General features: G+C 68.9%; 20 protein-coding genes. 10 read left to right on the top strand and 10 right to left on the bottom strand.

The features are described from left to right. Window positions 1-149 precede the first annotated feature (149 nt). Genes hemE through hemQ form a run of 3 tightly spaced genes read left to right on the top strand, consistent with a single transcriptional unit; the run spans window position 150 to window position 3,357 of the window. Complete coding sequence (hemE, locus tag O3597_RS17300) at window positions 150-1,247, top strand: uroporphyrinogen decarboxylase (RefSeq protein ID WP_281601771.1); 1,098 nt, start codon at window positions 150-152, stop codon at window positions 1,245-1,247. Between the two features lie 5 nt (window positions 1,248-1,252). Next, window positions 1,253-2,659, top strand: a complete 1,407-nt coding sequence (gene hemG / locus O3597_RS17295) for a protoporphyrinogen oxidase (RefSeq protein WP_281601770.1) — start codon at window positions 1,253-1,255, stop codon at window positions 2,657-2,659. Beyond that, window positions 2,656-3,357 (top strand): hydrogen peroxide-dependent heme synthase, encoded by a 702-nt coding sequence (gene hemQ, locus O3597_RS17290; RefSeq protein WP_164445544.1) that lies wholly within the window; start codon window positions 2,656-2,658, stop codon window positions 3,355-3,357. Before hemG ends, hemQ begins: the two co-directional genes overlap by 4 nt. A 95-nt stretch (window positions 3,358-3,452) precedes the next feature. On the opposite strand, the gene O3597_RS17285 is transcribed toward hemQ, so the two are convergent. The 4 genes from O3597_RS17285 to O3597_RS17270 form a co-directional block, all read right to left on the bottom strand. Next, the gene (locus tag O3597_RS17285; protein ID WP_281601769.1) at window positions 3,453-4,538 is read right to left on the bottom strand and encodes a lytic polysaccharide monooxygenase; all 1,086 of its coding nucleotides are present in this window, start codon (window positions 4,536-4,538) and stop codon (window positions 3,453-3,455) included. A 251-nt stretch (window positions 4,539-4,789) separates the two neighbouring features. Beyond that, complete coding sequence (locus O3597_RS17280; RefSeq protein WP_281601768.1) at window positions 4,790-5,887, bottom strand: lytic polysaccharide monooxygenase; 1,098 nt, start codon at window positions 5,885-5,887, stop codon at window positions 4,790-4,792. A 205-nt stretch (window positions 5,888-6,092) separates the two neighbouring features. Further along, entirely contained in the window at window positions 6,093-6,533 is a 441-nt protein-coding gene (locus O3597_RS17275; protein ID WP_164445541.1) for a GNAT family N-acetyltransferase, read from the bottom strand. Between the two features lie 67 nt (window positions 6,534-6,600). Beyond that, the gene (locus O3597_RS17270) at window positions 6,601-6,861 is read right to left on the bottom strand and encodes a Prokaryotic metallothionein (RefSeq protein ID WP_164445973.1); all 261 of its coding nucleotides are present in this window, start codon (window positions 6,859-6,861) and stop codon (window positions 6,601-6,603) included. 153 nt (window positions 6,862-7,014) lie between these two features. Between O3597_RS17270 and O3597_RS17265 the strand changes: the two genes are divergently transcribed. Both O3597_RS17265 and O3597_RS17260 read left to right on the top strand, forming a co-directional pair. Then, window positions 7,015-7,764, top strand: a complete 750-nt coding sequence (locus tag O3597_RS17265) for a lytic polysaccharide monooxygenase (RefSeq protein ID WP_281601767.1) — start codon at window positions 7,015-7,017, stop codon at window positions 7,762-7,764. A gap of 107 nt (window positions 7,765-7,871) precedes the next feature. Continuing rightward, window positions 7,872-8,468, top strand: a complete 597-nt coding sequence (locus tag O3597_RS17260) for a DUF305 domain-containing protein (protein ID WP_281601766.1) — start codon at window positions 7,872-7,874, stop codon at window positions 8,466-8,468. Window positions 8,469-8,498: 30 nt separating this feature from the next. Here the strand turns inward: O3597_RS17260 and msrB are convergent, their stop codons facing one another. Then, window positions 8,499-8,909 (bottom strand): peptide-methionine (R)-S-oxide reductase MsrB, encoded by a 411-nt coding sequence (gene msrB, locus O3597_RS17255; RefSeq protein WP_281601765.1) that lies wholly within the window; start codon window positions 8,907-8,909, stop codon window positions 8,499-8,501. 47 nt (window positions 8,910-8,956) lie between these two features. Between msrB and ligD the strand changes: the two genes are divergently transcribed. Continuing rightward, window positions 8,957-9,982 (top strand): non-homologous end-joining DNA ligase, encoded by a 1,026-nt coding sequence (ligD, locus tag O3597_RS17250; protein WP_281601764.1) that lies wholly within the window; start codon window positions 8,957-8,959, stop codon window positions 9,980-9,982. 175 nt (window positions 9,983-10,157) lie between these two features. Here the strand turns inward: ligD and O3597_RS17245 are convergent, their stop codons facing one another. Together O3597_RS17245 and O3597_RS17240 are read right to left on the bottom strand one after the other, a co-directional pair. Then, entirely contained in the window at window positions 10,158-10,352 is a 195-nt protein-coding gene (locus O3597_RS17245) for a DUF397 domain-containing protein (protein ID WP_281601763.1), read from the bottom strand. After that, window positions 10,345-11,223, bottom strand: coding sequence for a helix-turn-helix transcriptional regulator (locus tag O3597_RS17240; protein WP_281601762.1), 879 nt, complete (start codon window positions 11,221-11,223; stop codon window positions 10,345-10,347). Before O3597_RS17240 ends, O3597_RS17245 begins: the two co-directional genes overlap by 8 nt. Window positions 11,224-11,611: 388 nt before the next feature. Between O3597_RS17240 and O3597_RS17235 the strand changes: the two genes are divergently transcribed. Beyond that, the gene (locus O3597_RS17235) at window positions 11,612-11,896 is read left to right on the top strand and encodes a hypothetical protein (RefSeq protein WP_281601761.1); all 285 of its coding nucleotides are present in this window, start codon (window positions 11,612-11,614) and stop codon (window positions 11,894-11,896) included. Here the strand turns inward: O3597_RS17235 and O3597_RS17230 are convergent. From O3597_RS17230 to O3597_RS17220, 3 genes are all read right to left on the bottom strand, one after another. After that, window positions 11,886-12,338: a GNAT family N-acetyltransferase gene (locus O3597_RS17230; RefSeq protein ID WP_281601760.1), complete on the bottom strand. Its 453-nt coding sequence runs from the start codon at window positions 12,336-12,338 to the stop codon at window positions 11,886-11,888. The genes O3597_RS17235 and O3597_RS17230 overlap by 11 nt on opposite strands. A gap of 48 nt (window positions 12,339-12,386) precedes the next feature. Beyond that, on the bottom strand, window positions 12,387-12,911 hold the full coding sequence (locus tag O3597_RS17225) for a hypothetical protein (RefSeq protein WP_281601759.1): 525 nt from the start codon (window positions 12,909-12,911) through the stop codon (window positions 12,387-12,389). Window positions 12,912-13,026: 115 nt separating this feature from the next. Next, window positions 13,027-13,752, bottom strand: coding sequence for a DUF899 family protein (locus O3597_RS17220; RefSeq protein ID WP_281601758.1), 726 nt, complete (start codon window positions 13,750-13,752; stop codon window positions 13,027-13,029). A 50-nt stretch (window positions 13,753-13,802) separates the two neighbouring features. On the opposite strand from O3597_RS17220, the gene O3597_RS17215 reads away from it, so the two are divergent. The 3 genes from O3597_RS17215 (at window position 13,803) to O3597_RS17205 (ending at window position 25,525) form a co-directional block, all read left to right on the top strand. Then, a complete protein-coding gene (locus O3597_RS17215) occupies window positions 13,803-14,486 on the top strand; it encodes a winged helix-turn-helix transcriptional regulator (RefSeq protein WP_281601757.1) in 684 nt (227 codons plus the stop codon). A gap of 417 nt (window positions 14,487-14,903) precedes the next feature. After that, window positions 14,904-18,788: a LamG domain-containing protein gene (locus O3597_RS17210; protein ID WP_281601756.1), complete on the top strand. Its 3,885-nt coding sequence runs from the start codon at window positions 14,904-14,906 to the stop codon at window positions 18,786-18,788. Window positions 18,789-19,273: 485 nt separating this feature from the next. After that, on the top strand, window positions 19,274-25,525 hold the full coding sequence (locus O3597_RS17205; protein WP_281601755.1) for a polymorphic toxin-type HINT domain-containing protein: 6,252 nt from the start codon (window positions 19,274-19,276) through the stop codon (window positions 25,523-25,525). Window positions 25,526-25,618 lie beyond the last annotated feature (93 nt).

Below are 25,618 nucleotides of genomic sequence, written 5' to 3'. Positions count from 1 at the left end.
GCCTAGGCCGCCGTACCGGTTCGGTCGCGTCGGCACGCCGAGCCGACGCCCCGATGATCCATGACTGTCGACGGCGTGCTTCTCCTCTCACGTCACAAATGTGGCGGTGGGCGGGGGGTGACGATCGGCCGCGTGGCACGATTGCCGCGATGACCACCGACACCACGGGCACCGCCGCCCGAGACGACGAATCCCGCCCCGGCGGGCCCGCCGATTCGCCCTTCGTGCGGGCGTGCCGCCGCAGGCCGGTTCCGCACACCCCGGTCTGGTTCATGCGCCAGGCGGGCCGGTCGCTGCCGGAGTACCGCGAGATCCGGGCCAACGTGGCGATGCTGGAGTCGTGCCGCCGGCCCGACCTGGTCACCGAGATCACCCTTCAGCCGGTACGCCGGCACAACGTGGACGCGGCGATCCTGTTCAGCGACATCGTGGTGCCGGTGGCCGCCGCCGGGGTCGACCTGGACATCGTGCCCGGCACCGGTCCGGTGGTGGCCGAACCGGTGCGTACCGCCGCCGACGTCGAACGGATCCGGCCCATCGGCCGCGACGACGTCGACTACGTCGACGAGGCGGTCCGGCTGCTGGTCAAGGAACTGGGCGACACCCCGCTGATCGGCTTCGCCGGGGCCCCGTTCACGCTGGCCAGCTACCTGGTGGAGGGTGGTCCGTCGCGTACCCACGCCAAGACGAAGGCGCTGATGCACGGTGAGCCCGAGCTGTGGCACACCCTCGCCGACCGGCTGGCCGAGGTGACCCTGGCGTTCCTGCGGGTGCAGATCGAAGCCGGGGTGTCGGCGGTGCAGCTGTTCGACTCGTGGGCCGGCGCGCTCTCCGAGGCCGACTACCGCCGGTTCGTGCTGCCCCACTCGACGAAGGTGCTGACCGGGCTCGCCGACACCGGCGTGCCCCGGATCCACTTCGGGGTGGGCACCGCCGAACTGCTCGGCGCGATGGGCGAGGCCGGCGCCGACGTGGTCGGCGTCGACTGGCGTACGCCGCTGGACGTCGCGACCCGCCGGATCGGGTCGGACCGGGCGGTGCAGGGCAACCTCGACCCGACCCTGCTGCTGGCTCCGTGGCCGGTGGTGGAGGCCGAGGTGCGCCGGATCCTGGAGCAGGGCCGGGCCGCTCCGGGGCACGTGTTCAACCTCGGCCACGGTGTGCTGCCGGAGACCGACCCGGAGGTGTTGACCCGGGTGGTCGCCCTGGTGCACGAGTTGTCCGCGCGACCGGTCGACCGGGGCTGACCGCCGTGGCGAGGCGGCGGGTGGCGGTGGTCGGCGGCGGCATCGCCGGCCTGGCCGCCGCGGTCCGGTTGCGCGACCGCGCCCCCGCCGACGTCGACATCACCGTGTACGAGCAGTCCGGCGCGCTCGGTGGCAAGCTGCGCACCGGCGAGTTGGCCGGCGGGCCGGTCGAGTTCGGCGCCGAGTCGTTCCTGATGCGCGACCCAACCGGCGGGGAGTCCGCCGCCGTGGCCCTGATCCGCCGGCTCGGCCTGGCGGCACGGATCGTGCACCCGACCGTCGGGCAGGCGGCGCTGGCCGTCGACGCCGGGCTGCGCCCGATTCCGGGCGGCACGCTTGTCGGCGTACCCGGTGATCTGGACAAGGCGGCGGCGGTGGCGCGGCCGACTCCGGAGGCCGACCGCGACGGCGGCGGGCCGCTGCTCGGTGCCGACCAGGACGTCGCCGTGGGGGCACTGGTCCGCGCGAGGTTCGGTGACGAGGTGGTCGACCGGCTGGTCGACCCGATGCTCGGCGGGGTGTACGCGGGCCGCGCTGACGACCTGTCCCTGGTCACCACCATGCCGGCGCTGGCCCGGGCCGCCCGGGTGGAACACACGCTGCTCGCTGCGGTCCGCACGGCCCAGGCCGCCGCGCCGCGCGCCCCCGGCGAGCCGGTCTTCGGCACCCTCGACGGCGGGCTGAGCACCTTGGTCGACGCGGCGGTGGCGGCCAGCGGCGCGACCATCCGCCGCAACGCGGCGGTACGCGAACTCACTCCGACCGGCGTCGGTTGGCGGCTGACCGTCGGCCCGACCCGTGACCCGGAGCAGGTCGAGGTGGACGCGGTGGTGCTCGCGGTGCCGGCCCGGCCGGCGGCGCGGCTGCTCGCCGACGTCGCCCCGGAGGCGGCGAAGGAGATCGGCGGACTGGACTACGCGAGCGTCGCGCTGGTCACCCTCGCGCTGCCCGCAGCGGTGCTGCCGGACCTCTCCGGCTTCCTGGTGCCCGCCACCGAAGGGCTGCTGGTCAAGGCGGCCACCTTCTTCACCACCAAATGGGGGCACCTGCGCCGGCCGGACGGGTTGGCCCTGGTGCGCGCCTCGGTCGGCCGGTACGGCGACGAGGAGCAGCTCCAGCGCCCCGACGAGGACCTCGCCGCCACCGTGCACCGGGAGGTGTCGGCGGTGCTGGGTGCCCCGCTGCCCGCCCCGGTCGCCGGGCACGTGCAGCGCTGGGGCGGCGCGCTGCCGCAGTACACCCCCGGTCATCTCGACCGGGTCGTCGCCGCCCGTTCGGCGCTGCGGGCGGCACATCCGACGCTGCGGCTGGCCGGTGCCGGCTACGACGGGGTCGGCATCCCGGTCTGCGTCCGCTCCGGTGAGACGGCGGCCGAGGAGATCATCACGGCACTGGAAGGATCGGGGAGATGACCGAGCAGAGCAACGCGGCCCGACTGAAGGAACTCAACGACACCATCCGCTACACCATGTGGTCGGTGTTCCGGGCCAGCGCGCCGCTGCCGTCGCTGCGGGACAACGTCACCGGCGAGGTCGAGTCGCTGATCGAGGAGTTGGCCGGCAAGGACGTGGTGGTGCGCGGCACCTACGACGTGTCCGGGCTGCGCGCCGACGCCGACCTGATGGTCTGGTGGCACTCCGCGTCGAGCGACGCGCTCCAGGACGCGTACCTGCGGTTGCGGCGGACCGCCCTGGGCCGGGCGATGACCCCGGTCTGGTCGCAGATGGCGCTGCACCGGCCGGCCGAGTTCAACAAGAGCCACATCCCGGCGTTCCTGGCCGGCGAGGAGGCTCGCGCCTACCTCTGCGTCTACCCGTTCGTCCGGTCGTACGACTGGTACCTGCTGCCCGACGCCGAGCGGCGGGAACTGCTGGCCGAGCACGGCAAGATGGCCCGCGGCTATCCCGACGTACGGGCCAACACGGTCGCCTCGTTCGCGCTCGGCGACTACGAGTGGATGCTCGCCTTCGAGGCCGACGAGTTGCACCGCATCGTCGACCTGATGCGTGACCTGCGTGCCTCCCGCGCCCGGCTGCACGTCCGCGAGGAGGTGCCGTTCTACACCGGCCGTCGCCGCTCGGTCGCCGACATCGTCTCCGCACTGGCCTGAGGCGCCGGCCGGCTGGCCGGTTCTGGCCTGCCGATCTGGCCGGCTGATCCGGGCGGGGCCGCGCCCGAGGGAGTGTGGCGCGGCCCCGGCCGGGGTCAGGAGGTGGCGGTGCAGGTCAGTGTCGGGGTGTTCGTGCTGCTGCCGGAGGCCAGGAAGCCGAAGCTGGTGCTGGCGCCGGCGCCGAGGTTGCCGTTGTAGCTGACGTTGGTGGCGGTCACGGTGGAGCCGCTGGAGGTGACGGTGGCGTTCCAGGCCTGGTTGACCTGTTGTCCGCTGCCGTTGGTCCAGTTCACCCGCCAGCCGCGGATGGCGGCGTTGCCGGCGGTCACCTGGACCTCGCCCTGGAATCCGCCGGACCAGGTCGAGGTGACCCGGTACGTCGCCGAGCAGGCCCCGGTCACCGGCGGGTTGGTGGTGGGCGGGGTAGTGGTCGGCGGGGTGGTGGTGGGTGGCGTGGTGGTCGGCGGCGTCGTCGTGGGCGGCGGGGTGGTGCCGCCACCGAACTGGACGTCGCTGCAGTGGTAGTACGACTGGTCGAAGTGGCTGGCCTGCCAGACGGTGAAGATGATGTGCCGGCCGGTGCGGCCCGGCGCGTTCACCGGAATCTGGATCGACACCCCGTCGACCTCCCGTTGCCACTGCGACGCCGGCGTGTTGCCGATCTGGCCGACCAGTTCCAGATCGGACCAGGCCAGTGGCTTGGTGAGCGTGTCGACGCCCTGCCGGGTGGCGTACACCCGGATGTAGTCGGCACCGTGGCTGGCCTGGTCGAAGAACTTCAACTGGAAGCTGTTGGGGACCGGGGTGGTCCGCCAGGCACCGAGCGTGTCGAGGGCGTTGTAGCGACCGCCCTCGGCCCGCCCGCCGGAGCAGAGCTGGCCGTTCGGTACGGCCGCCTGGTGGTTGCCGCCCACACCCTCGCGGAGTTGGCCGTTCCAGTTCCACATGGCGGCCGGGTTGGCCTGCCAGGCCTGCCAGCACATCGGGTCCTCGGTGGCCATCCGCGGGTTCATGTGGTCACCACCCCAGCGCTCCCAGCAGCCGTAGGCGCGGGACCCGGGGTTGACGGTGGCGCCGTGCGCGGAGGCGGAGTTGGTCAGCGCGGTGGTGAGCAGCAACAGGGCGACGGCCGCGACGGCCAGCAGCCAGGCAGCGCGTGGTGATCTGAGTACGTTCGACATGGAGCTCCCCAAGGGAATCGTCAGTTCGCGACTGCGCCCGGACGCTCGGGAGTTGCCTCTCCCGTGGCCGATCCGCGTTGCCCTGTGGTGTTGGCTCCGGAGGAAGCGTGCCATGGGGCATCGGCGTACGTCAACGCGGGAAGCGCTCTCCAGGTCGGGGCTCCGGCACCACCACCAGCCAGGTGCTGGCTGCCGCTCAGTGAGCCGGGCGGGGCCGCGCCCGAGGGAGTGTGGCGCGGCCCCGGCCGGGGTCAGGAGGTGGCCGTGCAGGTCAGCGTCGGGGTGTTCGTGCTGCTGCCGGAGGCCAGGAAGCCGAAGCTGGTGCTGGCGCCGGCGCCGAGGTTGCCGTTGTAGCTGACGTTGGTGGCGGTCACGGTGGCGCCGCTGGAGGTGACGGTGGCGTTCCAGGCCTGGTTGACCTGTTGTCCGCTGCCGTTGGTCCAGTTCACCCGCCAGCCGCGGATGGCGGCGTTGCCGGCGGTCACTTGGATCTCGCCCTGGAATCCGCCAGACCAGGTCGAGGTGACCCGGTAGGTCGCCGAGCATGCCCCTGCCGGTGGCGGGTTGGTGGGCGGCGGCGAGGTGGGTGGGGGCGTGGTGGGCGGCGGCGTCGTGGGCGGGGGCGTGGTCGGCGGGGGCGTGGTGGGCGGAGGGTTGGATCCGCCGCCGAACTGCACGTCGCTGCAGATGTAGTACGACTGGTCGGAGTGACTGGCCTGCCAGATCGTGTAGATGACGTGCCGACCGGTGCGCCCCGGGGCGTTGACCGGGATCTCGATGGAGACCCCGCCGGGCTCCTGCTGCCACTGCGACGCCGGCGTGTTGCCGATCTGGCCGACAAGTTCCAGGTGCGACCAGGCCAGCGGCGTGGTCAGCGCGTCGTAGCCCTGCCGGGTGGCGTACACCCGGATGTAGTCGGCGCCGTGGCTGGCCTGGTCGTAGAACTTCAGCCGGAAGCTGTTGCCGACCGAGGTCGTCCGCCAGGCACCCGGCACGTCCATCGCCCGGTAGCGCCCGTTCTCGGTGCGCCCGCCGGAGCAGAGCTGGCCGTTGGGGATGGCGGCCTGGTGGTTGCCGGCCACGCCCTCGCGGTAGAGGCCGTTCCAGTTCCACATGGCGTTGGTGTCGGTCTGCCACGCCTGCCAGCACATCGGGTCCTCGGTGGCCATCCGTGGGTTCTGGAAGTCACCGCCCCAGCGCTGCCAGCAGCCGTAGTTGCGGGAGATGGGGTTGGCCACCGAGCCGTGCGCGGCGGCGGGTCGTACGTATGCCGTGGAGAGCAGCAGCGTGGCGACGGCCGCGACGGCCAGCAGCCAGAGCGCCCGTGATGATCTGAGCGAGTTGGACATGGGAGCCCCCAGGGGGAGTCGTCGGATCTCGACATCGCCCGGACGCTCGGGAGTTGCCCTCTCCCGTGCCGTCGGTGTGGCCCTCGCGTGCTGACTCGACCGGAAGGATGGCACGTTCGATCGTCATCCGTCAATGAGGAAAGCGATTTCCAGCACCGGGTGCACGGGGTCGTCGAAGCGCTTCCAGCACTGGTTTCGCGGTCGGTCACCGCTTCCGGCTCATGGGTGTGTGCGGGATGCCGTCCTCGACGTACTCCGGCCCGCTGACCGTGAAGCCGTGTCGCGTGTAGAAGTCGACAAGATGCGACTGGGCGTCCAACACGCACGGCCGGTCACCGATCTCCGCGAGGGCCGCCGTCATCAGCCGGCCCGCGTGCCCGTCGCCCCGGGCCGTCGGGGCGACCACCACTCGTCCGATCCGGGCTACCCCGCCTGGGTCGGCCAGGATTCGCAGGTACGCCACCGGAGCGCCGTCGCGGGTCAGCCACAGGTGCCGGGTGCCGGGTTCGACGTCCCGCCCGTCGAGCTCCGGGTACGCGCACTCCTGCTCGACCACGAACACGTCGACGCGCAGCCGCACCAGGTCGTGGAAGGTGTGCGTGTCCAACTCGGCGAAACTCGCGCTGTGCAGCGGCGTGTCAGGCATCCCGCCAGGCTAGTGCCGTGTCCCCGCGACCCTGCTGGCACCTGGTGCTGGTGTCGGTGCGGGACGATCAGGCGGGGCGGGCGCCGACGGTGTCGCGGATCTCGGCGCCCTGTTCCGTCTCCACCGCGCGGGCGCAGTGACCGCAGCAGAAGAACCGACCGGAGACCTCGACCCCGTGGCCGACGATCTTGACATTGCAGTGTTCGCAGATCGGGGCGAGCTTGTGGGCGGCGCACTCGAAGCTGTCGAAGGTGTGCACGTCACCGCTGACCGTACGCACCTCGAACGCCAACCAGTAGTCGTTGCCGCAGACCTCGCAGGTAGCCACGCCCCGTACCTCCATCAGAGAGACCTTTTGTCCCATCTTGCGGCACGGCGCTGGCTGACCCCCGTTTTATCGACAGCGGTCTTTACTGTTAACAAGGTTTAAATTATGTTTGTGGCACCTCACCAGGCACCACGCCGACAAGGAGCTGCCGCCATGCGTCGAAGATTCACCCTTCCGCTCGTCGCGACGGGCGCGATGGTCTCCACCCTGGCCGTCGCCACTCCCGCCCAGGCCCACGGCTACGTCTCGTCACCACCGAGCCGCCAGGCGCTCTGCGCCCAGAACCGGGTGCCCGACTGCGGGCAGATCAGATGGGAACCGCAGAGCGTCGAGGGCCCGAAGGGGCTGCGCAACTGCCACGCCAACATCTCGCACTTCGCCGTCCTCAACGACGACAACCGGGGCTGGCCGGCCACCTCGGTCGGCACCACCGTGACGTTCACGTGGGTCAACACGGCCATGCATGCCACCCGCGACTGGGAGTACTTCATCGGCAACACCCGGGTCGCGGTCTTCTCCGGTGGCGGACGCCAGCCCGGCGCGACCGTCTCGCACACCGTCAACCTGTCGGGCTACTCCGGCCGGCAGAAGCTGCTGGCGGTGTGGAACATCTCCGACACCGCGAACGCCTTCTACTCCTGCGTCGACCTGCAGATCGGCGGTGGCGGCGGCAACCCCACGCCCAGCCCGAGCCCCACCATCAACCCGCCCGCACCGTCGCCCACCCCGACGGTCGCCCCGACCACCAACCCGCCGACCGGCGGCACCTGGACCGCCGGTCGCGCGTACGCGGTCGGGGACCAGGTCACCTACGGTGGCCGCACCTACCGCTGCCGGCAGGCGCACACCGCTATCGCCGGTTGGGAGCCGCCGAACGTACCGGCGCTGTGGAGCCAGATCTGACCGACGGGAGGTGCGGCCGGAGCTGGCCGCACCTCCCGCCCGCCGTACCGTCGCACCCGCGCGCAGTGCTGCGGGCGGGAGCTGGTGTGCTGTCGGCCGGAGCCGCCGTGTCGGGGGTACGGCGTGCCACGCTGCGCGTGCTGCCGCTGCACCTGATCGCGGTGCTGCTGGTTGCCGGCTGTGGCGGCGCGCCCGCGCCTTCCGACGCGCCGCTGCCGCCGGTGGCCGCGACCTCCGCCGCGACGCCTGGTGTCACCAGCGAGATGACCGGCATCGACCTGCTGTTCCTGTCGATGATGGCCGGGCACACCGAGCAGACCCTCCAGATCGTCCGGCTCGTCCGGGACCGACTGAGCGACAGCGAGCTGCGCACGCTCGTCGCCGCCGTCGAGGCGACCGAGTCCGACGAACTGGCCACCGCACGCGGCTGGCTGGCACGGGCCGGGCGCAGCGCCCGCGCCGACGACCACGCCGGGCACGGCACCGGCCCCGAGCAGTTGGCACGGCTGCGCGACGCCCCGGACGCCGAGGTCGACGCGGTGCTGATCGAGGTGCTCAGCGCGCACCAGCAGGCCGCGGCCGACCTGGCCCGGGCACACCAGGCGGCGGGTACCGACGCACGGGTGCTCGACCTGGCCCGACGCGTCGAGCAGTCGCGTACCGCTCAGGTCGCGCTGATGGCCGGCCGGCCCGCAGCCGGCTGACCGCCCGGCGGCGCGGGCCGGGTGACCGGGTCAGGCTGCGCTCGGGTCCAGGCGGATGGAGAGCGAGTTCACGCAGTGCCGGGTGTCCTTCGAGGTGAAGCCCTCACCCCGGAAGACGTGACCGAGGTGGCTGTCGCAGCGGGCGCAGCGGATCTCGGTGCGACTCATGCCGAGGGAGTTGTCCTCGATCTCCTTGATCGCGCCCGGGATGGCGTCGTCGAAGCTCGGCCAGCCGCAGTGCGAATCGAACTTGGTGTCGCTCGGGTACAGCTCGACACCGCAGGCCCGGCACCGGTACATGCCGGGCGTCTTGGTGTCGACGTACTCGCCGGTCCACGCCGGTTCGGTGCCGTGCTCGCGCAGCACCCGGAACTCGGCGGGGCTGAGCCGGACCCGCCACTCGTCCTCGGTGCGGGGCAGTTCGCTGTCGGGAACAGTCACAGGTCAACGGTACGCCGAAGGTCGGACCCATCGCATATGGTCGCGCAATGGGTGGCACGAAGGCTGCGGCCGAGCAGATCGAGGTGGCCGGGCACACCGTACGACTGTCCAGCCCCGATCGGGTGATCTTCCCGGAGCGGGGCTTCACCAAGGCCGACGTCTTCCACTACTACGTCAGCGTCGGCGACGGCATCATGCGGGCGCTCGGCGACCGACCGACGACGTTGCAGCGCTTCCCCGACGGCATCGCGGGGGAGATGTTCTTCCAGAAGCGGGTGCCGACCCGGGGCGTGCCGCCGTGGGTGCGGACTGCCGAGATCAGCTTTCCCAGCGGTCGCAAGGCCGCGGAGCTGTGCCCGGCCGACCTGGCCCATGTCGCCTGGGCGGCGCAGATGGGCACCGTGGTGTTCCACCCGTGGCCGGTCCGCGCCGCCGACGTCGACCGGCCCGATGAGCTGCGGGTCGACCTAGATCCGCAGCCCGGCACCGACTTCGCCCACGCCGCCACCGCCGCCGCCGAGCTGCGGGCGATCCTCGACGAGCTGGGCGTGCCGGGCTGGCCGAAGACCTCCGGCGGCCGGGGCGTGCACGTCTACCTGCGCATCCAGCCGCGCTGGACGTTCGTCGAGGTACGCCGGGCCACCATCGCGCTGGCCCGGGAACTGGCCCGCCGCCGGCCCGACCTGGTCACCACCGCCTGGTGGAAGGAGGAGCGCGGCGAGCGGGTCTTCGTGGACTACAACCAGATGGCGCGGGACCGCACCATCGCCTGCGCGTACTCGCTGCGCGCCAACGCCCGGGCGACCGTCTCCACCCCGGTCACCTGGGACGAGCTACCCGACGTCGAGCCGGACGACTTCGACCTGCGTACCGTGCCGGAACGGCTGGCCCAGCGCGGCGACCCGCACGCCGGCATCGACGACGCCGGGTGGGACATCACCCCGCTTTTGGAGTGGGCCGAGCGGGACGCCGCCGCCGGAGAGGGTGACCTGCCCTACCCGCCCGACCACCCGAAGATGCCGGGCGAGCCGAAACGGGTCCAACCCTCCAAGGACCGCGACCGCCCCCGCTGACCCACCTGCTTCTTCCGTCCCCTCCCACCTTTCGTATCCGTTGATCATGAGGTTGGCGGCAGTACTGGATCTTCAAACTGCCGCTAACCCCATGGTCAACGAGGCTTGGGCAGGAGGTGTGAACTTGGGCGCGGAACGAGGTGGGACCCGCTGCCCGCAGGTTGTGGCGAAGGGGCTACGGGAGGCCGTTGACCTTGAGGGTCTCGACGAAGGACCGCCACCGGGTGGGGGCGAACAGCAGCACCGGCCCGGCGACGTCCTTGCTGTCCCGCACCCCGACCGCGCCAGCCAGGTCGTCGGCCACCTCGACGCACTCGCCTTCACCGCTCCGGCTGCTCTTGCGCCACCGGGCGTTGGTCAGGTCATTCATCGAAGCTCTCCTTGATAACCGTCCCGATCAGATCTTCAGACTCGCGCACGCCCAGTGAAAGGTCCAGGAGGGTGGACCAGGCGTCAGCGTACGCCGCCACTTCTGTCGGCTTGTCCAGGTAAAGGCTGCCGGTCAGCGACTCGCTGTAGACGGTCGACGGCTCTGCGGGCCGCGTGCCGACCGCTGGAAAGTCCAGCATGATGAACGACCCGGCAACGGATGCCGCGTGGGGGCCGCTGCCCAGCGGCAGCACCCGGACCGAGACGTTCGGTCGCTGTGCGGCGTTCACCAGGTGTGCGAGTTGGCTGCGCCAGGCGTCCAGGTCGGTGATGGGGCGGCGGATCACGGCCTCGTCGATGATGGCTTCGAAGCTCGGAGCTTTTGGGCTGCGGCGAGCGAGCAGCTTCTGACGCTCCATGCGTAGCGCGACCTTCTGCGCTATCTCATCCTGGCTCCGGCCAGCCTTGGCGCTGAAGATGACCGCAGCGTATTCGGCGGTCTGGAGCAACCCAGGGATCAGCGTCGGCTCGTACTGACGCACGCGGCGGGCCGCGGCCTCCAGCCCGACGTACAGCTCGAACCACGCCGGGATGGCTTCACCGTAGGCGTGCCACCAACCCCGACTCTTGCCTTCCCGGGCCAGGCTGACCATGACCTCGGTCAGCTCGGCGGAGGTGCCGTAGTGCTGGCACATCAGCGTCACATCGTGGGTACGCAGAGAGGTCTGTCCGCTCTCCAGGCGGTACATCTTGGCGCGCGACCATTCGAGGGCCTCGGCGGCAGCCTCCAGGTTGATGCCGGCTTCCTCCCTGGCCCGGCGCAGCAACCTGCCCAGTTGCCGCCGTGGCACCGAAGACCCAACGTCGCTCATGTCACCCCGTCTCAGATCGGTGCTGCCAGTGTCTCGTTTGGAACAGCATCGAGGCCCAGATGACACACCGCAAATATCTTTCTCCAAATCTCCGCATGAGACGTTGCAGATCGGCGAAGCGCGGGCCGATTGTGGCAGGCATCGGCAGTATCGGTGCGTGTTCGCGGAGGCTCGTGATGGCTCGGTGGAAGTGGTTTCAGCGGCAGGACGACCCGATCGACGTGGTACAGCGGCCCGCCTATTCCGAGCGGGCCGGTGCGTACCGCACCCTTGAACCCGAGCGGTACGCCCCAATGCCGGTTCAGCCGCAGCAGCGGCCGTTGCTGCGGCTGGCCAGGCTGTGGCGGTCTCGCCACGCCGTGCGGCGATGCCACCGGCGGAGCTACCGGTGAGCGGGGAGCAGGGGATGGGGTCCGTCGAGATGGCGGACCTGCCCGAGATCGAAGTCGACAGCAAGCCGGAACTGCTGGTGCTCGTGGCGGAGAACGACGTACCCATTGGCTGGGCGATCGTCCTGCCCGAGGGGGATTTCTGGCTGATCCGGAAGTCCACCCGGTCCTTGGCCCACGGGTCGAGTCTGGCGACGCTGACGACCTTCTGGGCCACCGTCCTCCGATGCGACGTGGGGCGACCCAGGCTGGCAGAGCCTCCGTCCGCCGGTGTCAGAGACTGAGCTTCATACCCTCGTGGCTGGCGACGAAGCCGAGCCCGAGATAGAAGCGGTGCGCGTCGTGGCGGGCCTTGTCGGTGGTGAGCTGCACCAGGCCGCAGCCGTGCTGCCGCGCCTGTTCGATTGCCCAGGTCATCATCTGCCGGCCTAGACCCCGTCCGCGCTGGTCCGAGCGGATCCGGACCGCCTCGACGAGCAACCGCTCGGCGCCGTGCCAGCCGAGCCCTGGAATGTAGGTGAGCTGCATGCATCCCACCACCTCGCCGTCGGTCTCACCGACCACGAGCTGGTTGCGCGGGTCGGCGGTGATGTCCGCGAACGCCTTCTCGTACGTGGCGTCGACCTCCCCGACGTCACGGGTACGACCGAGCATGTCGTCGGCGAGCAGGTCGAGCACGGCCGGCAGGTCCGCCCGGACCGCCTCACGGAAGATCACCTCACCCATCCCGCGAGCGTCCCACAACGGTGCGACCCGATGTGCGACAGAGCACCGTCAACTGTCGCTGCGCCGGGTGACGCGTTCGAGCACCGCCACGGAGGCGCCGGCGGGTGCGCATCCGACAGGCACGGGCGGCAGGTGTTCCGGCGGGCCGCCCTCGGCGAGCGGGGCATCGAAGAATCCGCCGCCGCCGTCGACCCGATCGCCCACGACGATCTCCCCGACGTCAGGCACGTGTACGCCCACTCGGCCGTTCGGAAGCAGCGTGGTGCCCGGCGGCCAGACCACCACCTGTGCGGCCCCTGCTTCGTCCCGCAGGATCAGACAACCGCCATCACCGACGGCTACCCGACCGTGCATCGCCGCGAGGAAGTCGTACGTGGCACCGGCGACCAGGGTCCGGTAATCGTCGCCGTTCAGCACCCGGCCGCGCCCGACCATCGGGGCAGGCGCCGGTGCCGGCGCCTGCCCCGACGAGATTCCAGGGGCCTTCTCGGTGCTGGTGGGTGTCCGAGAGCCACCGGCGCAGCCGGTCAATGCCAGCAACAACGCGGCAGCAACGACATCGATTCTCAGCACCGACCCATTAGATCCGCAATGTCCACGTCCATCCCTTAGCGACATGCCGGCCGGTGTGGCGTGGTCTCTGCCGCCGACGGCCACGAGGTAGCTGGCAACCGTTCGGCTCTGGTCTTCAGTGGCAGTGGTGCTGGTCCGACTGGACGGGCGTGACGCCGGGGCGGGTCCACTGGGCTACCGGGCGGCCGTCCTTGCGCCACCAGCTGTACGTCGGGTCGGCCTGCGGCCAGCCGTCGGGGGAGTCCTCCCAGGCTTCCTGTCGTCCGTAGGCGGTCATGTCGAGCAGTTTGAGCGAACTCATGATCGCCTCGACGCCGCGGCCGGTCGTCTCGTAGGTGAGGAACACCCGGTCACCCCGGCGCAGGTAGCAGGCGATGTTGCCGCCGCCGGCGACGGCGGACTCGTCGATGCCGTACGTCGAGTACCACGGGTGGAGGTAGCCCATGAACTCGCGGAACGGCGCGATCTCCTCGTACGGTCCCTCGGCGAAGACCGCGAACCTGATGCCCCGTGCCGCCAGGTGGCTAGCCTCGTGAAAGTTCCAGATGCTGATGGTGCAGCCTTCGCACTGCTCCTCGAACGGCTTGCCGAGGTGCCACATGTGCTTGTAGACCACGAGTTGGTCTCGCCCGTCGAAGATGTCGAGCAACGAGACCGGGCCCTGCTCGCCGACCAGTTTGACCGGGTTGACCTCGGTCATCGGGAGGCGACGGCGGGCGGCCGCGATGGCATCACCCGCTCGGGTGTGCTCCTTCTCCCGTACGAGCAGTGCGTTCCGTTCCCGAAGCCAGGTGTCGCGGTCGACCACCGGCGGCGCTGGTTGTCTATCCATACTTGGCATACCGCTACTATAAACATAGCGTCTACTCGTGTGAAAGAAGTTGATCGGGATTGCCTGTCAAGTTGACCTACGCCCACCACGGCGACGCCTGCCGGGCTGCCAACGCCCTTGACCTGGTGGGTGACCGGTGGACGTTGATCGTCGTCCGCGAGCTGCTCCTCGGCCCCAAGCGTTTCGCCGACCTTCAGGAGTCCGTCCGGGGCATCACGCCGGCCGTCCTCAGTGACCGGCTCAGATCCCTGCGTCAGGCCGGCATCGTCGACCAAGTGACGCTTACCGACCTGGCGCGCACCCGCGCGTACGCCGTCACCGAGTGGGGCCGTGGCCTGGAATCGGTCCTCGCGTCCCTGGGTCGCTGGTACTCCTCTGGGCCGGACCCGCGCACCAGCGGTGGCATGACCCCGGACGCCATGGTCCTCGCCATGCGCACCATGGTGCCCCCCGTCCCCGAGGGCCTGCCGCTGACCGCCCTGCGCCTCTACGACGCCCGGCAGCCCGACCCGCCGGTCGGCGACTACCGGCTGACCACCGTCAACGGGATGCTGGACGTCCGGCCCGGTGCCGCCGTCGGCCCGGTGGCGACCGTGACCGCCGACTCGACGGCCTGGAGCGAGGTGCTCTTCGGTGGCCTGCCGCTCACCGACGCCGAACGCGCCGGCACCGTACGCATCGAGGGCGACCGCGAAACCGTCACCCGCGTTGTTCGCCTCTACCTCGCGGCCGCCTGCCCTTAGCGAGGTGCGTTCGGTCGGGTTGCGGTCGATGGTGAGCGTCGATGCGGCGGACGTACGACGAGCATCGGCACGCCACGCAGCAGCGAAGCCAGCACGGCGCGAAACGGGCTATCGGGAGTGAATGGGCAGCAACCACCGTGAAACATAGGGGCCGCCAAAACCGGCGATTGCGCCGTAATGGGTACACGGAGAGTGTTGCCGCAGATTCGCTCTGGTGTTGGGCTTCATCTATCTGTACGTTGTGCCGCAAGCTTGATCACGTTTGCTTCACGGGGGTGCGGCTTGTCGATTCGTCCTGCCTGGATTCGGTCCACTGTGGCCCTCGTGGTGTTGGCTGGCTCCCTGTCCGCGTTATCGCCAATTGCTCCTGCCAGCGCCGAAGTCACCGACCCGTGCCCGAGTGGTGCCCCATCTGGAGTGGGTTCGGAGCACGCGGCCCAGGCCATGGCCGAGGCGTGTGAGGTCGCCGTGGAAGTGCTCGATGCGGCCTCGGAGACGACGAAGGTCTTTGCCCAGCCGTCCGGTGACTTCGCCTTCGAATCGTGGGCCGAGCCGCAATGGACCAGACAAGACGGCGACTGGACTGAGATCGACACGACGTTGCAGGTGGGGCAGGACGGTCTGGTACGGCCGGTTGCCTCAACGGCCGACGTGGTCTTCTCCTCAGGCGGTGCGGGGGCCTTCGCCACCATGACCGGGGGCGGTGCCACGTTCTCACTCGGCTGGGTGGATCCACTTCCGCAGGGTGTGATCGCCGGAGACAGCATCACCTACCCGAACGTGTACCCGGACGTCGACCTCGTGGTGCGCGCCGAGCGGGGTGGCTTCTCCCACCTTCTCGTGGTCAAGAGCGCAGCGGCGGCGGCCAATCCGCTGGTCCGCGAGACACGCTACGTCGTGGGCGGGTCAGCGACGGTGTCCGCGGTGGGCGGAGGCGTCACCGTGTCCGGCCCGGAGGGGCTGCTGGCGGCCGCCCCACCGGCCAAAGCATGGGATTCGACACATGAGGTCGCCGGTGCGCGGGCCGGGTTCCTGGCTGACGGTGCGCCATCTGATCCGAGGCCGGATCGTTCCACCGCTCGTGGTCCGGCGGACGCCGCCAGAACCGCGGCGGTCGACGTCCAGGTCGGCGACGGTCATATGAGCGTTTCCGCAGACCCCGAGCTGCTTGACGCCGGCCGGTTTCCCGTCTTCATCGACCCTACCTATGACAAGAAGTGGGCCAGCTGGGCTCCGGTGAACGACTCCAGGGCGAGCACCCAGTGGACCTCCGGCAGCGACTGGCCCAGAGAGGTCGCCCGGGTGGGATCGAACCATGACGACCACGGAGACATCTGGCGGTCGCACTTCTACTTTGACACGTCGGCGCTGGCCGGCAAGCGCTTGATCGACCGAGCCAGTCTGGACGCCTATCTCGTGCACACCGCCGACTGTGCCGGTGAGTCGATCTCCGTCTGGCAGACGAACTCCCTGGCCGCCAACACGCCTACCTGGAACGGCATGAAGGACAAATGGCTGCACGGCGAGCCGCTGCAGACCAAGCTGGGCAAAGCGAACGGCGGATGCAGCCCTTCCCAAGATCCCAACTGGATGGCCTTCAACGGCACGCAGATCGGCCACCATGTTCAACGCCACGCTGACGAAGGCCACACCTCGATCACCTTCGGTCTGCGGATGGCGACCGAGAGCGGTGGACGATGGGCCAAGTTCGACCCGGCCAAGGTTAAGCTCATCACGGATTACCAGCACAAGCCGCATTCGCCGGTAGCGGTAAGAACTACCCCTGGCGGTGCCTGCGCCAAGACGTCGCCGGGGCCGTGGATCACCGACCGCACGCCGATGTTGTGGGGCAAGGCCAGCGACGGCGACGGCACCGTCAAGATCCGGTTCGACCTCAACGGTCCGACCACTCCCGCCGAAAGCACCTCGGGTTCGACCAAGTCGGGTGCCGAGCGTTCCTGGCCCGCGCCCACCCTGGCCGAGGGGAACTACAACTGGCGAATCCGGGGTACCGACGGGGTGGACGACACCGACTGGACAAGCCTCTGCTACTTCCGGCTGGACTACACCCCACCCACCGCGCCGGTGGTCACGCGCACCTCCGGTACCCCGATCGAGGGTCAGCCGGTGACGCTGTCCTTCAAATCGTCCGACGCTCGCTCAGGCATGAAGCAGTTCGCGTACGGCATCGGGGTCGACGCCCAGCAGAACTTCAAGGCGTCGACGGGCACGACGACGGTCACGTTCACACCGGAGGTCGGACGTACTGTCGTCTACGTCTGGGCGCAGGACATCGCCGGCAACTACTCGGTGCGTACCGCGTACAACTTCTTCACCGGCCGCATCACCGAGGCCCAGTCACAGGGTGCCTGGCGGTTCGACGGCGACGCCCTCGACGACTCCGGTCAAGGTCATGACCTGACACTGGGCAGTGGGGCAGGGTATGGCGCCGACCGGAGAGGTAACGCGAACGCCGCGCTTAACTTCGACGGCACAGGTTGCGCCCAGACGTCCCCAGTGATTCGCACCGACGCCGAGTACACCGTGGCAGGCTGGGTGAGACTGGACTCGAAGAGTGCCAACAAGGCCGTCGTCTCTCAAGCGGGCTCGGCCGCGCCCGCCTTTGTACTGAGCTACAACGCCGATGCCGACGCGTGGCAGATGTCGCTTACCGATGCGGATTCGTCGGCGTTCGGATTCGTCGCGACTTTGGCGCCGGCCGGCGCTATGGGCGTCTGGCAGCACATCGCCACGACCGTCGACCCGGTGGCGAAGGTAGTCCGCCTATACGTAGGTGGCGCGCTAGTAGCGGAGAAGGCTATTCCCTTCACTCCGTGGAACGCCCAGGCGAGGCTCCTGATCGGGTGTGCCGGCAGTGAGTCGTTCTCTTGGCACCAGATGACCGGATCCATCGATCACGTCGGCGTTTGGCAGGGCCTACTTTCCGACGCCCAGATCGCGCGCGCGGCCACCGAACTGCCCGCCGGTGAAGTCGGAAATTGGCAGATGCGCGGCAGCGGAACTGATGCCACGGGTCGATCCACGGACGTGATCTTGCCGGAGACCGTGTCCTGGTCGGACGACCAGTATGGGCGGGTCGAGTCGGCGGTCGAGTTGGACGGTACACAGTGCGGGCGCAGCACGGGAGCGGTGTTGCGTACTGACGAATCATTCACGGTTGCCGCCTGGGTCAAATTGAGCACCGTGGGAGTCGGTAATCAAACGATTCTCGGGCAGGACGGCAACCGCGTCAGCGGGTGGTATCTGGGCACCCGGTACTCGGGCGGAGTGCCGTACTGGGCGCTGATGATGAAGCCGGCGGATGACGAAAACTCCCCTTCACAGTTCACCCGCTCAACCTCGGCGATCAACGCCGATGTGGGCCGCTGGACGCACGTGACAGGCGTCTACGACGCCACCGCCCAGCGGATGAGCCTCTACGTCAACGGCACTCCGGCAGCTTCGGTCACTCGTACCGGGAGCCCGTGGCGGGCGTCTGGGCCGTTGACCGTCGGATGCGCACTGTATGCCGGAGCAAGCGGCGACTACGTGACCGGAGCGGTTTCCGGGGTTCGTGCCTGGCGGGGTGTGCTGAGTGCGGCTGAAGTGGCCGAGGTGCATGGGGGCAATCCGGAGGTGAAGCTGGAGGGGATGTGGCCGCTGGACGGTCCAGCGAGCGACACCCCTACCTATCTGACGGACTGGTCAGGTAACGGTCGCGATCTGAGCATCACTGGACCGTATGCCTGGGCGCGTGACCGGGGTTTCGGCCGTGACGGCGCACTAGGCCTGGAGCTCTCCGACAACTCCTGCGCGGAGTCGGCCGGTCCGGCGGTACGAACCGATGCCTCGTTCACCGTGGCCGCATGGGTGCTGCTGGAACAGACAACCGATCACCATACGGTGCTCTCGCAGGTCGGCAACGTGCACGGCGGCTTCTTCCTGAAGTACAACCCGACCCACGATCGTTGGCACTTCGGCATCCCGTCGACCGGAGACAGCACTTCCGCGATCTGGCACACCGCCGAGTCACAGCAACCACCCGAGTTGGGCAAGTGGACGCACCTGGCCGGTGTATACGACGTCGCGGCCGGCAAGCTGCGGCTCTACGTCGACGGTGAGTTGCAGGGCGAGGCAGACGGCCCTACCACGCCGTGGATGGCTGCCGGACCGACGCTGATCGGATGCAACGGTGCCGCCGACGGACGCCGTTGGTCGCCATTGGGCGGTGTCGTTGACGACGTACGGATCTGGACTTCCACCGTCGATCCGGATCGGATCGCCGACCTCGCTGCTCTTTGAGCCGTGGGTCGGGGCGGCCTCAAGCCGCCCCAACCCCGCCCACCTGACTTTCCCTCACCCCTCTGCGTCAGGAAGGTGTCATGTCGCAGCCTCGCACCGTCCCCTCCCGTCCCCGACGACTCGTCACGTTCGGTACCGTCGCGGTGCTGGTGGCCTCGACCCTCGCCGCGACTCAGCCAGCCCAGGCGGCCGAGGTGCCGTCCGGCGACCGCGAGGTCAAGACGATCGCTGCCGAATCGCTCCGGCGAGCACCGGTCGACCGGACGCCGTTGCCCGATGACGGCGGCCGATGGACCGGCGCGGGGCGAGCGACGTGGCCAGCGGCGGGCGAGACCAGCCTTGCGGTCGCGGGCGCTCGGCCGGACCGACGTCTTGACGGCGACCGGCAGTCCGGCCGGACGGTGCGGGGAACCGCAGGCGGCCTTCCTGTCACGGCCTCAGCCGTCGCCGGTAAACGGGCTCCGGACCAGGCGCGGGTGCAGGTCTTGGCCGAGCAACACTCACGTCGGCTGGGTGTCAGTGGCCCGGTCGTCGTCGTCGACGGCAGTGCCGGTGCCATCGAGGCCGCCTTCGACTACGCCGGGATCCGCGAACTCTACGGCGCGGGGTGGGGGGAGCGGCTGACCCTCAAGCGGCTACCGGCCTGCGCGGCGACCACCCCGCAGCGGTCGGAGTGCCAGGAGATCGAGGCGGTCCAGGCGACCAACAACCCCGTCACCAGTACGGTCTCGACTCAGGTCACGCTCACCGGAGCGGCGCCGATGGTGTTCGCCATGACGGCCGACGAGTCCTCGGAGGAGGGCGACTACAAGGCCACCGACCTGAAGGCGTCGGGCTCGTGGACGGCGGGCGACAGTTCCGGTGCCTTCTCGTACTCGAACCCGCTGCGGCTGCCCCCGGCGGAGGGTCCGCTACCCGAGGTGTCGTTGGACTACTCGTCGCAGGTGGTGGACGGCCGGATGGCCGGTGCCAACAACCAGGCGTCGTGGGTCGGCGACGGCTGGGAGTACGCGCCGGGATTCATCGAGCGTTCCTACGTCACCTGCACCGACGACCGCGACGCGGTCGACGGTAATGACCCGAACAACAAGGACAAGAAGACCTACGACCAGTGCTGGAAGGGTGACTCCCACAACGTCACCGTCTCACTCAACGGCACCAATGCCTCGCTGATCCGGGACGACAGCAGCGGCACCTGGCGGGTCCAGAACGACAGCAACTGGCGGATCCGCCTGGAGGGCGCGGCAGCGACGTCGGGTAACGCCACGACCGAACGTTGGACGATCACCACGCCGGACGGCATCCGCTACTTCTTCGCCAGCGAGGTCACCTCGGCGAACTCCCGATGGACGATCCCCGTCTTCGGCAACCACGCCGGCGAGAAGTGCCACGGCACCGCCTTCAAGGACTCGTCGTGCAAGCAGGCGTGGCGTTGGCTGCTGGACAAGGCCGTGGACGTGCACGGCAACACGGTCCGCTACTACTACGAGAGCGAGACCGGCTACTACGGTGCGGCCGATGACAAGGACAACCGGCAGTCGTTTCACCGCGGCGGCCACCTGAGGCGGATCGAGTACGGCCTACACGCGGATCACCCGAGCGTCGCCGCCACCGGACGAGTCATGTTCGACGTCGCCGACCGGTGCCTGGCCACCGAATGCCACAAGGACGGCAAGCCGGTCAAGGCGAACTGGCCGGACGTGCCGTGGGACAAGTACTGCGACGCGGCTCCCTGCACGGACAAGCTGGCTCCGGTCTTCTTCACCACCAAACGGCTCACGAAGATCACCACTCAGGTGTGGAGCGGCAGCGACTTCTCGGACGTCGAGTCGTGGGCGCTGACTCACGAGTTCAAGGCACCGAAGGTGGCCGGGTCCGCGTCACTGTGGCTCAAGGAGATCGTGCACGCCGGGCACGTCGGTGGCACCGTCACCGAGCCGGCGGTGCAGTTCACCGGAGTGGAGCTGTCCAACCGGGCCAACGTGCTCGCCGGGGCGCCCCTGTTCTCCAGGTGGCGGATCCAGAATATCCGCACCGAATCTGGCGCTGACATCCACGTCACGTACTCGGAGGCGGACTGCGACTACAACGACGTGCCGGCCGCGCCGGAGAACAACTCCCGGCTCTGCTTCCCGGTGTACTGGACGCCGGACGGCTACGCCTCGCCGAAGTTGGACTGGTTCCGCAAGTACGTGGTCACCGAGATCTCCGAGATCGACCGCACCGCCGACCAGCCCGCCATCACCACCAGCTACGAGTACTCCACCACCGGCGGTGGCACGTCGACGCTGTGGGGTTACGACGACAGCGAGTTCACCAAGAAGAAGCACCGCACGTACGGACAGTGGCGCGGCTACTCCCAGGTGGTCACCAAGGTCGGTGAGCCCGGCCAGGGCGTGCCACTGACCACCCGGAAGCGGTTCCACCGAGGCATGCACGACCAGCCGCTGCCCGGCGGAGGGCAGCGTGACGTCCAGGTGTCCGATTCCGAGGGCAACACCTTCACCGACCACCCGGCGTTGGCCGGAATGCCCCTGGAGGAGGCGACCCTCGACAACTCGACACTGGTCGAGGCGTCAACCACGCAGTACTGGACCCGCCAGACCGCCGAGCGTGACCACGACGGGGGTACCGCCCGCGCCTACCTCAGCGGTCCGTCCGTGCAGAAGACCCGCAAGCTCCTCGCGGCGAACAAGTGGGCGCGCACCGAGTCCCGCACGACGTACACCTCGGAGGGTCTGCCGGAGACGGTGTCCGACCTGGGAGACACCGCGCAGACCGGCGACGAGACCTGCACCCGCACCACGTACGTCAGCAACGACACCGCGTGGATCCGGGCAGCCGTGTCCCGGGTGGAGACCGTCGCCAAGGCGTGCGGCGCGACGATCTCCCGACCGGACGACGTCGTCTCCGACGTCCGCACCTACCACGACGGCTCGGACACCCACGGTGCCACCCCGAGCGCAGGGTTGGTCACCCGCGAGGACATCCTCGACACCTGGAACGGTGGGCCGGTCTACGCCACCACCTCCCGTACCAGCTACGACGATCTGGGTCGGGTCGAGAGCGTCACGGACGCCCGTGGCGGTGTCACCACCACCGCGTACACCCCGGCGGGACCGGGTCCGGTGACCCAGACGGTCACCCTCAACCCCCTACAGCACAAGGTCACCACCTATCAGCAGCCGGCCTGGGCCGAGCCGACCGCGGTGGTCGACGCGAACAACAAGCGCACCGACCTATTGCACGACCCGCTGGGCCGGCTCACCAAGGTGTGGTTGCCCGGCCGGGCCAAGGCGACCCAGACACCGAACCTGGAGTTCGGCTACCTGGTACGGGCCGACGGGCCGCTGGCCGTGACCACGAAGCGGCTCGGCCCCAACGGCAACTACATCACCGAGATCGGGCTCTTCGACTCCCTCTACCGGCCGGTGCAGACCCAGGAGGACGCCCTCGACGGCCGACGCCTGGTGTCCTCGACCGGCTACAACGACCGAGGTCTGGAGGCGTACCAGGCAGGTCCGGCATACGTCACCGGCCAACCCGGCACCGGGCTGTTGGCGCTGAACCCGGGTGCGGACCGGGTGCGGACGGTGTTCAGCCACGACGCCGTTGGTCGGGTGATCAACGAAGGGCTGTGGTCGGGGGACAGCCAGCTGTGGGCAACGGTCACCAGTTACGGCGGTAACCCGGACGGCTGGCAGGTGACGGTCACCCCGCCGCTCGGCGGCACCGCCACCGCCACTCTGAGCGATGTCCACGGCCGGACGTTCGAGCTGCGTCAGTTCCACGGCCGGACCCCCACCGGCGGGTTCGACACCACCACGTACAGCTACACCCCGCGCGACGACCTGAAAACCGTGACCGGCCCGACCGGCAAGGTGTGGCAGTACGAGTACGACCTGCGGGGACGGGAGCGACGCACCACCGACCCGGACAAGGGCGTCACCACCCTGACGTACGACAACAGCGACGACGTGACCTCGTCGACCGACGCGCGGGGTGAGGTGGTGTCCACCGAGTACGACCTGCTCGGGCGGCAATACAAGCGTCTGGTGAATGGTCAGCTTGCCGCCGAGTGGACCTACGACACCGTCGCCAAGGGCCACCTGACCAAGCAGTTGTCGATCGTCGACGGCTATCACTTCACCCGTCAGATCTTCGACTACAACGACGCCTACCAGATCCGCGACGAGGAGTCGGTCGTGCCGGCCATGCCTGGCCTGGCCGGTGCCGCAGGCACCTACGTCTCCACCTTCACGTTCAAGGTCGACGGCTCGCCCGAACGGGTCACCATGCCGCGGGCCGGTGCTCTTGAGCGCGAAGTGCTCAACTACACCTACGACGACCTGGGCAACGTGACGCGGCTGCTAGGCGAGTTGCTGCCGTCCCGCACGGTCACTGTTTACGTCGACGACGCGACCTACTCGCCCTACGGTGAGCTGCTGCAACGCAAGCTCGGCGTCAACAACAAGCCGCAGGCGTACCAGACCTACGTCTACGACGACGTGACCCGGCGGCTGGCCGAGTTCTACTTCGACCGCGACGCCAGCATCACAAACGTCGCCGCGCTGAACTACGAGTACGACCCGGCAGGCAACGTGCTGTCGATGGCCAACCGGCCGCAGGACAACGACGGCAACGCCCGGCCCGGGGACAGCGATGTCCAGTGCTTCCAGTACGACCAGTTGCGTCGGCTTACCCAGGCATGGACGCAGAGCACGAGCACGTGTGCCGGCACTCCGCAGTCGGGCGACGTGGGTGGAGCGTCGCCGTACTGGAAGTCGTACGCCTACGACAAGGCCGGCTCCCGCGAGTCGGTGACCGACGAGCGCGCCGGCGTGACCTCTACCTACGGGTACGCCACCACCGGCGGCCAGCCGCACGCGGTGCGGACGGTCACCACCGGCGAACGGGTCGACCACTACGACTGGGATGCCACCGGCAACCTGACCTACCGGCGGGTCGGCGGGGTCACCGAAACCCTCGACTGGAACGCCCAGGGCAAGCTCAGCGAGATCACCGGACCCGACGGCACGACCCGGATGCACTACGACGTGGACGGCAACCGGATCGCTCGGATCGACCCGAACGGCGACGCCACCGTCTTCGTGGCCGGCCAAGAGTTGACCGTCTCCGGCCAGAACAAGACGGCGACCCGCTACTACGAGCACGCCGGTGATGTCGTCGCCTCGCGTACGGCGTCCACCGCCAGCGGTGCGAAGGACCTGATCTGGCTGGCCTCGGACCAGCACGACTCGGCCCACTGGGCGGTCAACTCGGTGACCCGGGTCGACACTGTCCGCTACTCCGACCCGTACGGCAACAAGCGTTCCGGTGGCGCTGGCGGCACCTGGCCCTCGGGCCAGCGTGGCTTCGTCGGCGGTATCGAGGACCCCACAGGTCTGTCGTTGCTGGGTGCCCGGTTCTACGACGCGGCGCTGGGTGCCTTCATCTCCGTCGACCCACAAACCGACGAATACGACCCGCAACGGATGCACCCGTTCGCGTACGCGAACAACAACCCGATCACCTTCGCCGACCCGGATGGACTCTTCTGGGGTGCGGCCAAGAAACTCGGTGGTGGGATCGCCAACGCCGCCACGTCGGTCGCCAAGGCTGTGGTCAACAACGCCGGCACCATCTCGGCCGTCGCCGGCACGGTAGCGATGGTGTCCGCCGTGCTGCCGCCGCCAGCACAGGTGGTAGCAGCGGCTGCGGGTGCGGTGGCCGCGGTGGCCGGAGCCATCGACACGATCAAGACCTGCGCGGGCGGCAGTGGTCTGGACTGCGCGATGGGCGTGGCGGGCATGGTTCCCGGCGTCCGCCAGGCCAAGACCGCCGCTCGTGGTGCCGGTGCGGTTAAGAACGCCGTCAAGAACAGTGCGCAGGGCTGTCGCAGACCTAACAGCTTCCTGCCAGGCACTCAGGTGTTGCTGGCGGACGGCAGCTACAAGGCTATCGAGGAAATTGAAGTAGACGACGTGGTCTGGGCCGCCGACCCCCAGACGGGTGAGGAGGGGGCCCGTCCGGTCACGGCACTTATCACCGGCGACGGCGATAAGGCGCTCGTCGATATAGGCGTCGACTCCGACGGTGACGGATCTGCCGACGGCAGAGTGACCGCCACTGATGAACACCCGTTCTGGGTCGACAACCGGCGGGAGTGGCTGGGTGCGGACCGCCTAACCCCGGGCGATCAGTTGTTGAAGCCGGACGGCGCTCAGGTCGGCGTTACCGTCGTCGTTGGCTACCGCGGCGCCGCGAAAGTCCACAACCTGACCGTAGACGATATTCATACCTACTTCGTTTTGGCGGGGACGGCACTAGTCCTCGTCCACAACTGCGGCAATCGAACGCATGATAAAGCCCGGGGCGCTCAGGGTGTCGATGAAACGACGGCGACGTTCGAGCGATTCCATCGCCGATCGGACATCTACAGCGAGTCGTATGGTAATGGATTTGAGTTCTGGACGCCTTACGGAAATCGCCAGGTTGACATCGCAGTCAAGAATAGGAATGGTGGTTTGGACCTCTATGAGGTCAAGGTGAATCGCTCCAACTACACGAGAGGGCAGCGCAAGAAGGATAAGTGGCTCGAAGAGACATATGGCTTCAAAACTACGGTCTTGCGGCGCAACACGAAGTGCCCTATCTGCTCCGGATCAAAGCCTAAGCCCTCCTCGTCAAGGTCGAGCGCTCCGAGGTACGTGCCAGGTCGTATCGGTGGAATTTGACTGATATGGTTAGGGGGTGATTGGCTTGATGGGGCATTTGTCGATCGGGGCGTTCTCGGACGCATAGCACTGCGAGCTGGATGCGACGACTGG

It is taken from the genome of Verrucosispora sp. WMMA2044 (assembly GCF_027497155.1).
In the GTDB taxonomy this organism is placed as follows: Bacteria; Actinomycetota; Actinomycetes; order Mycobacteriales; family Micromonosporaceae; genus Micromonospora; species Micromonospora palythoicola.
This window is presented reverse-complemented; position numbering and strand designations above follow the sequence as displayed.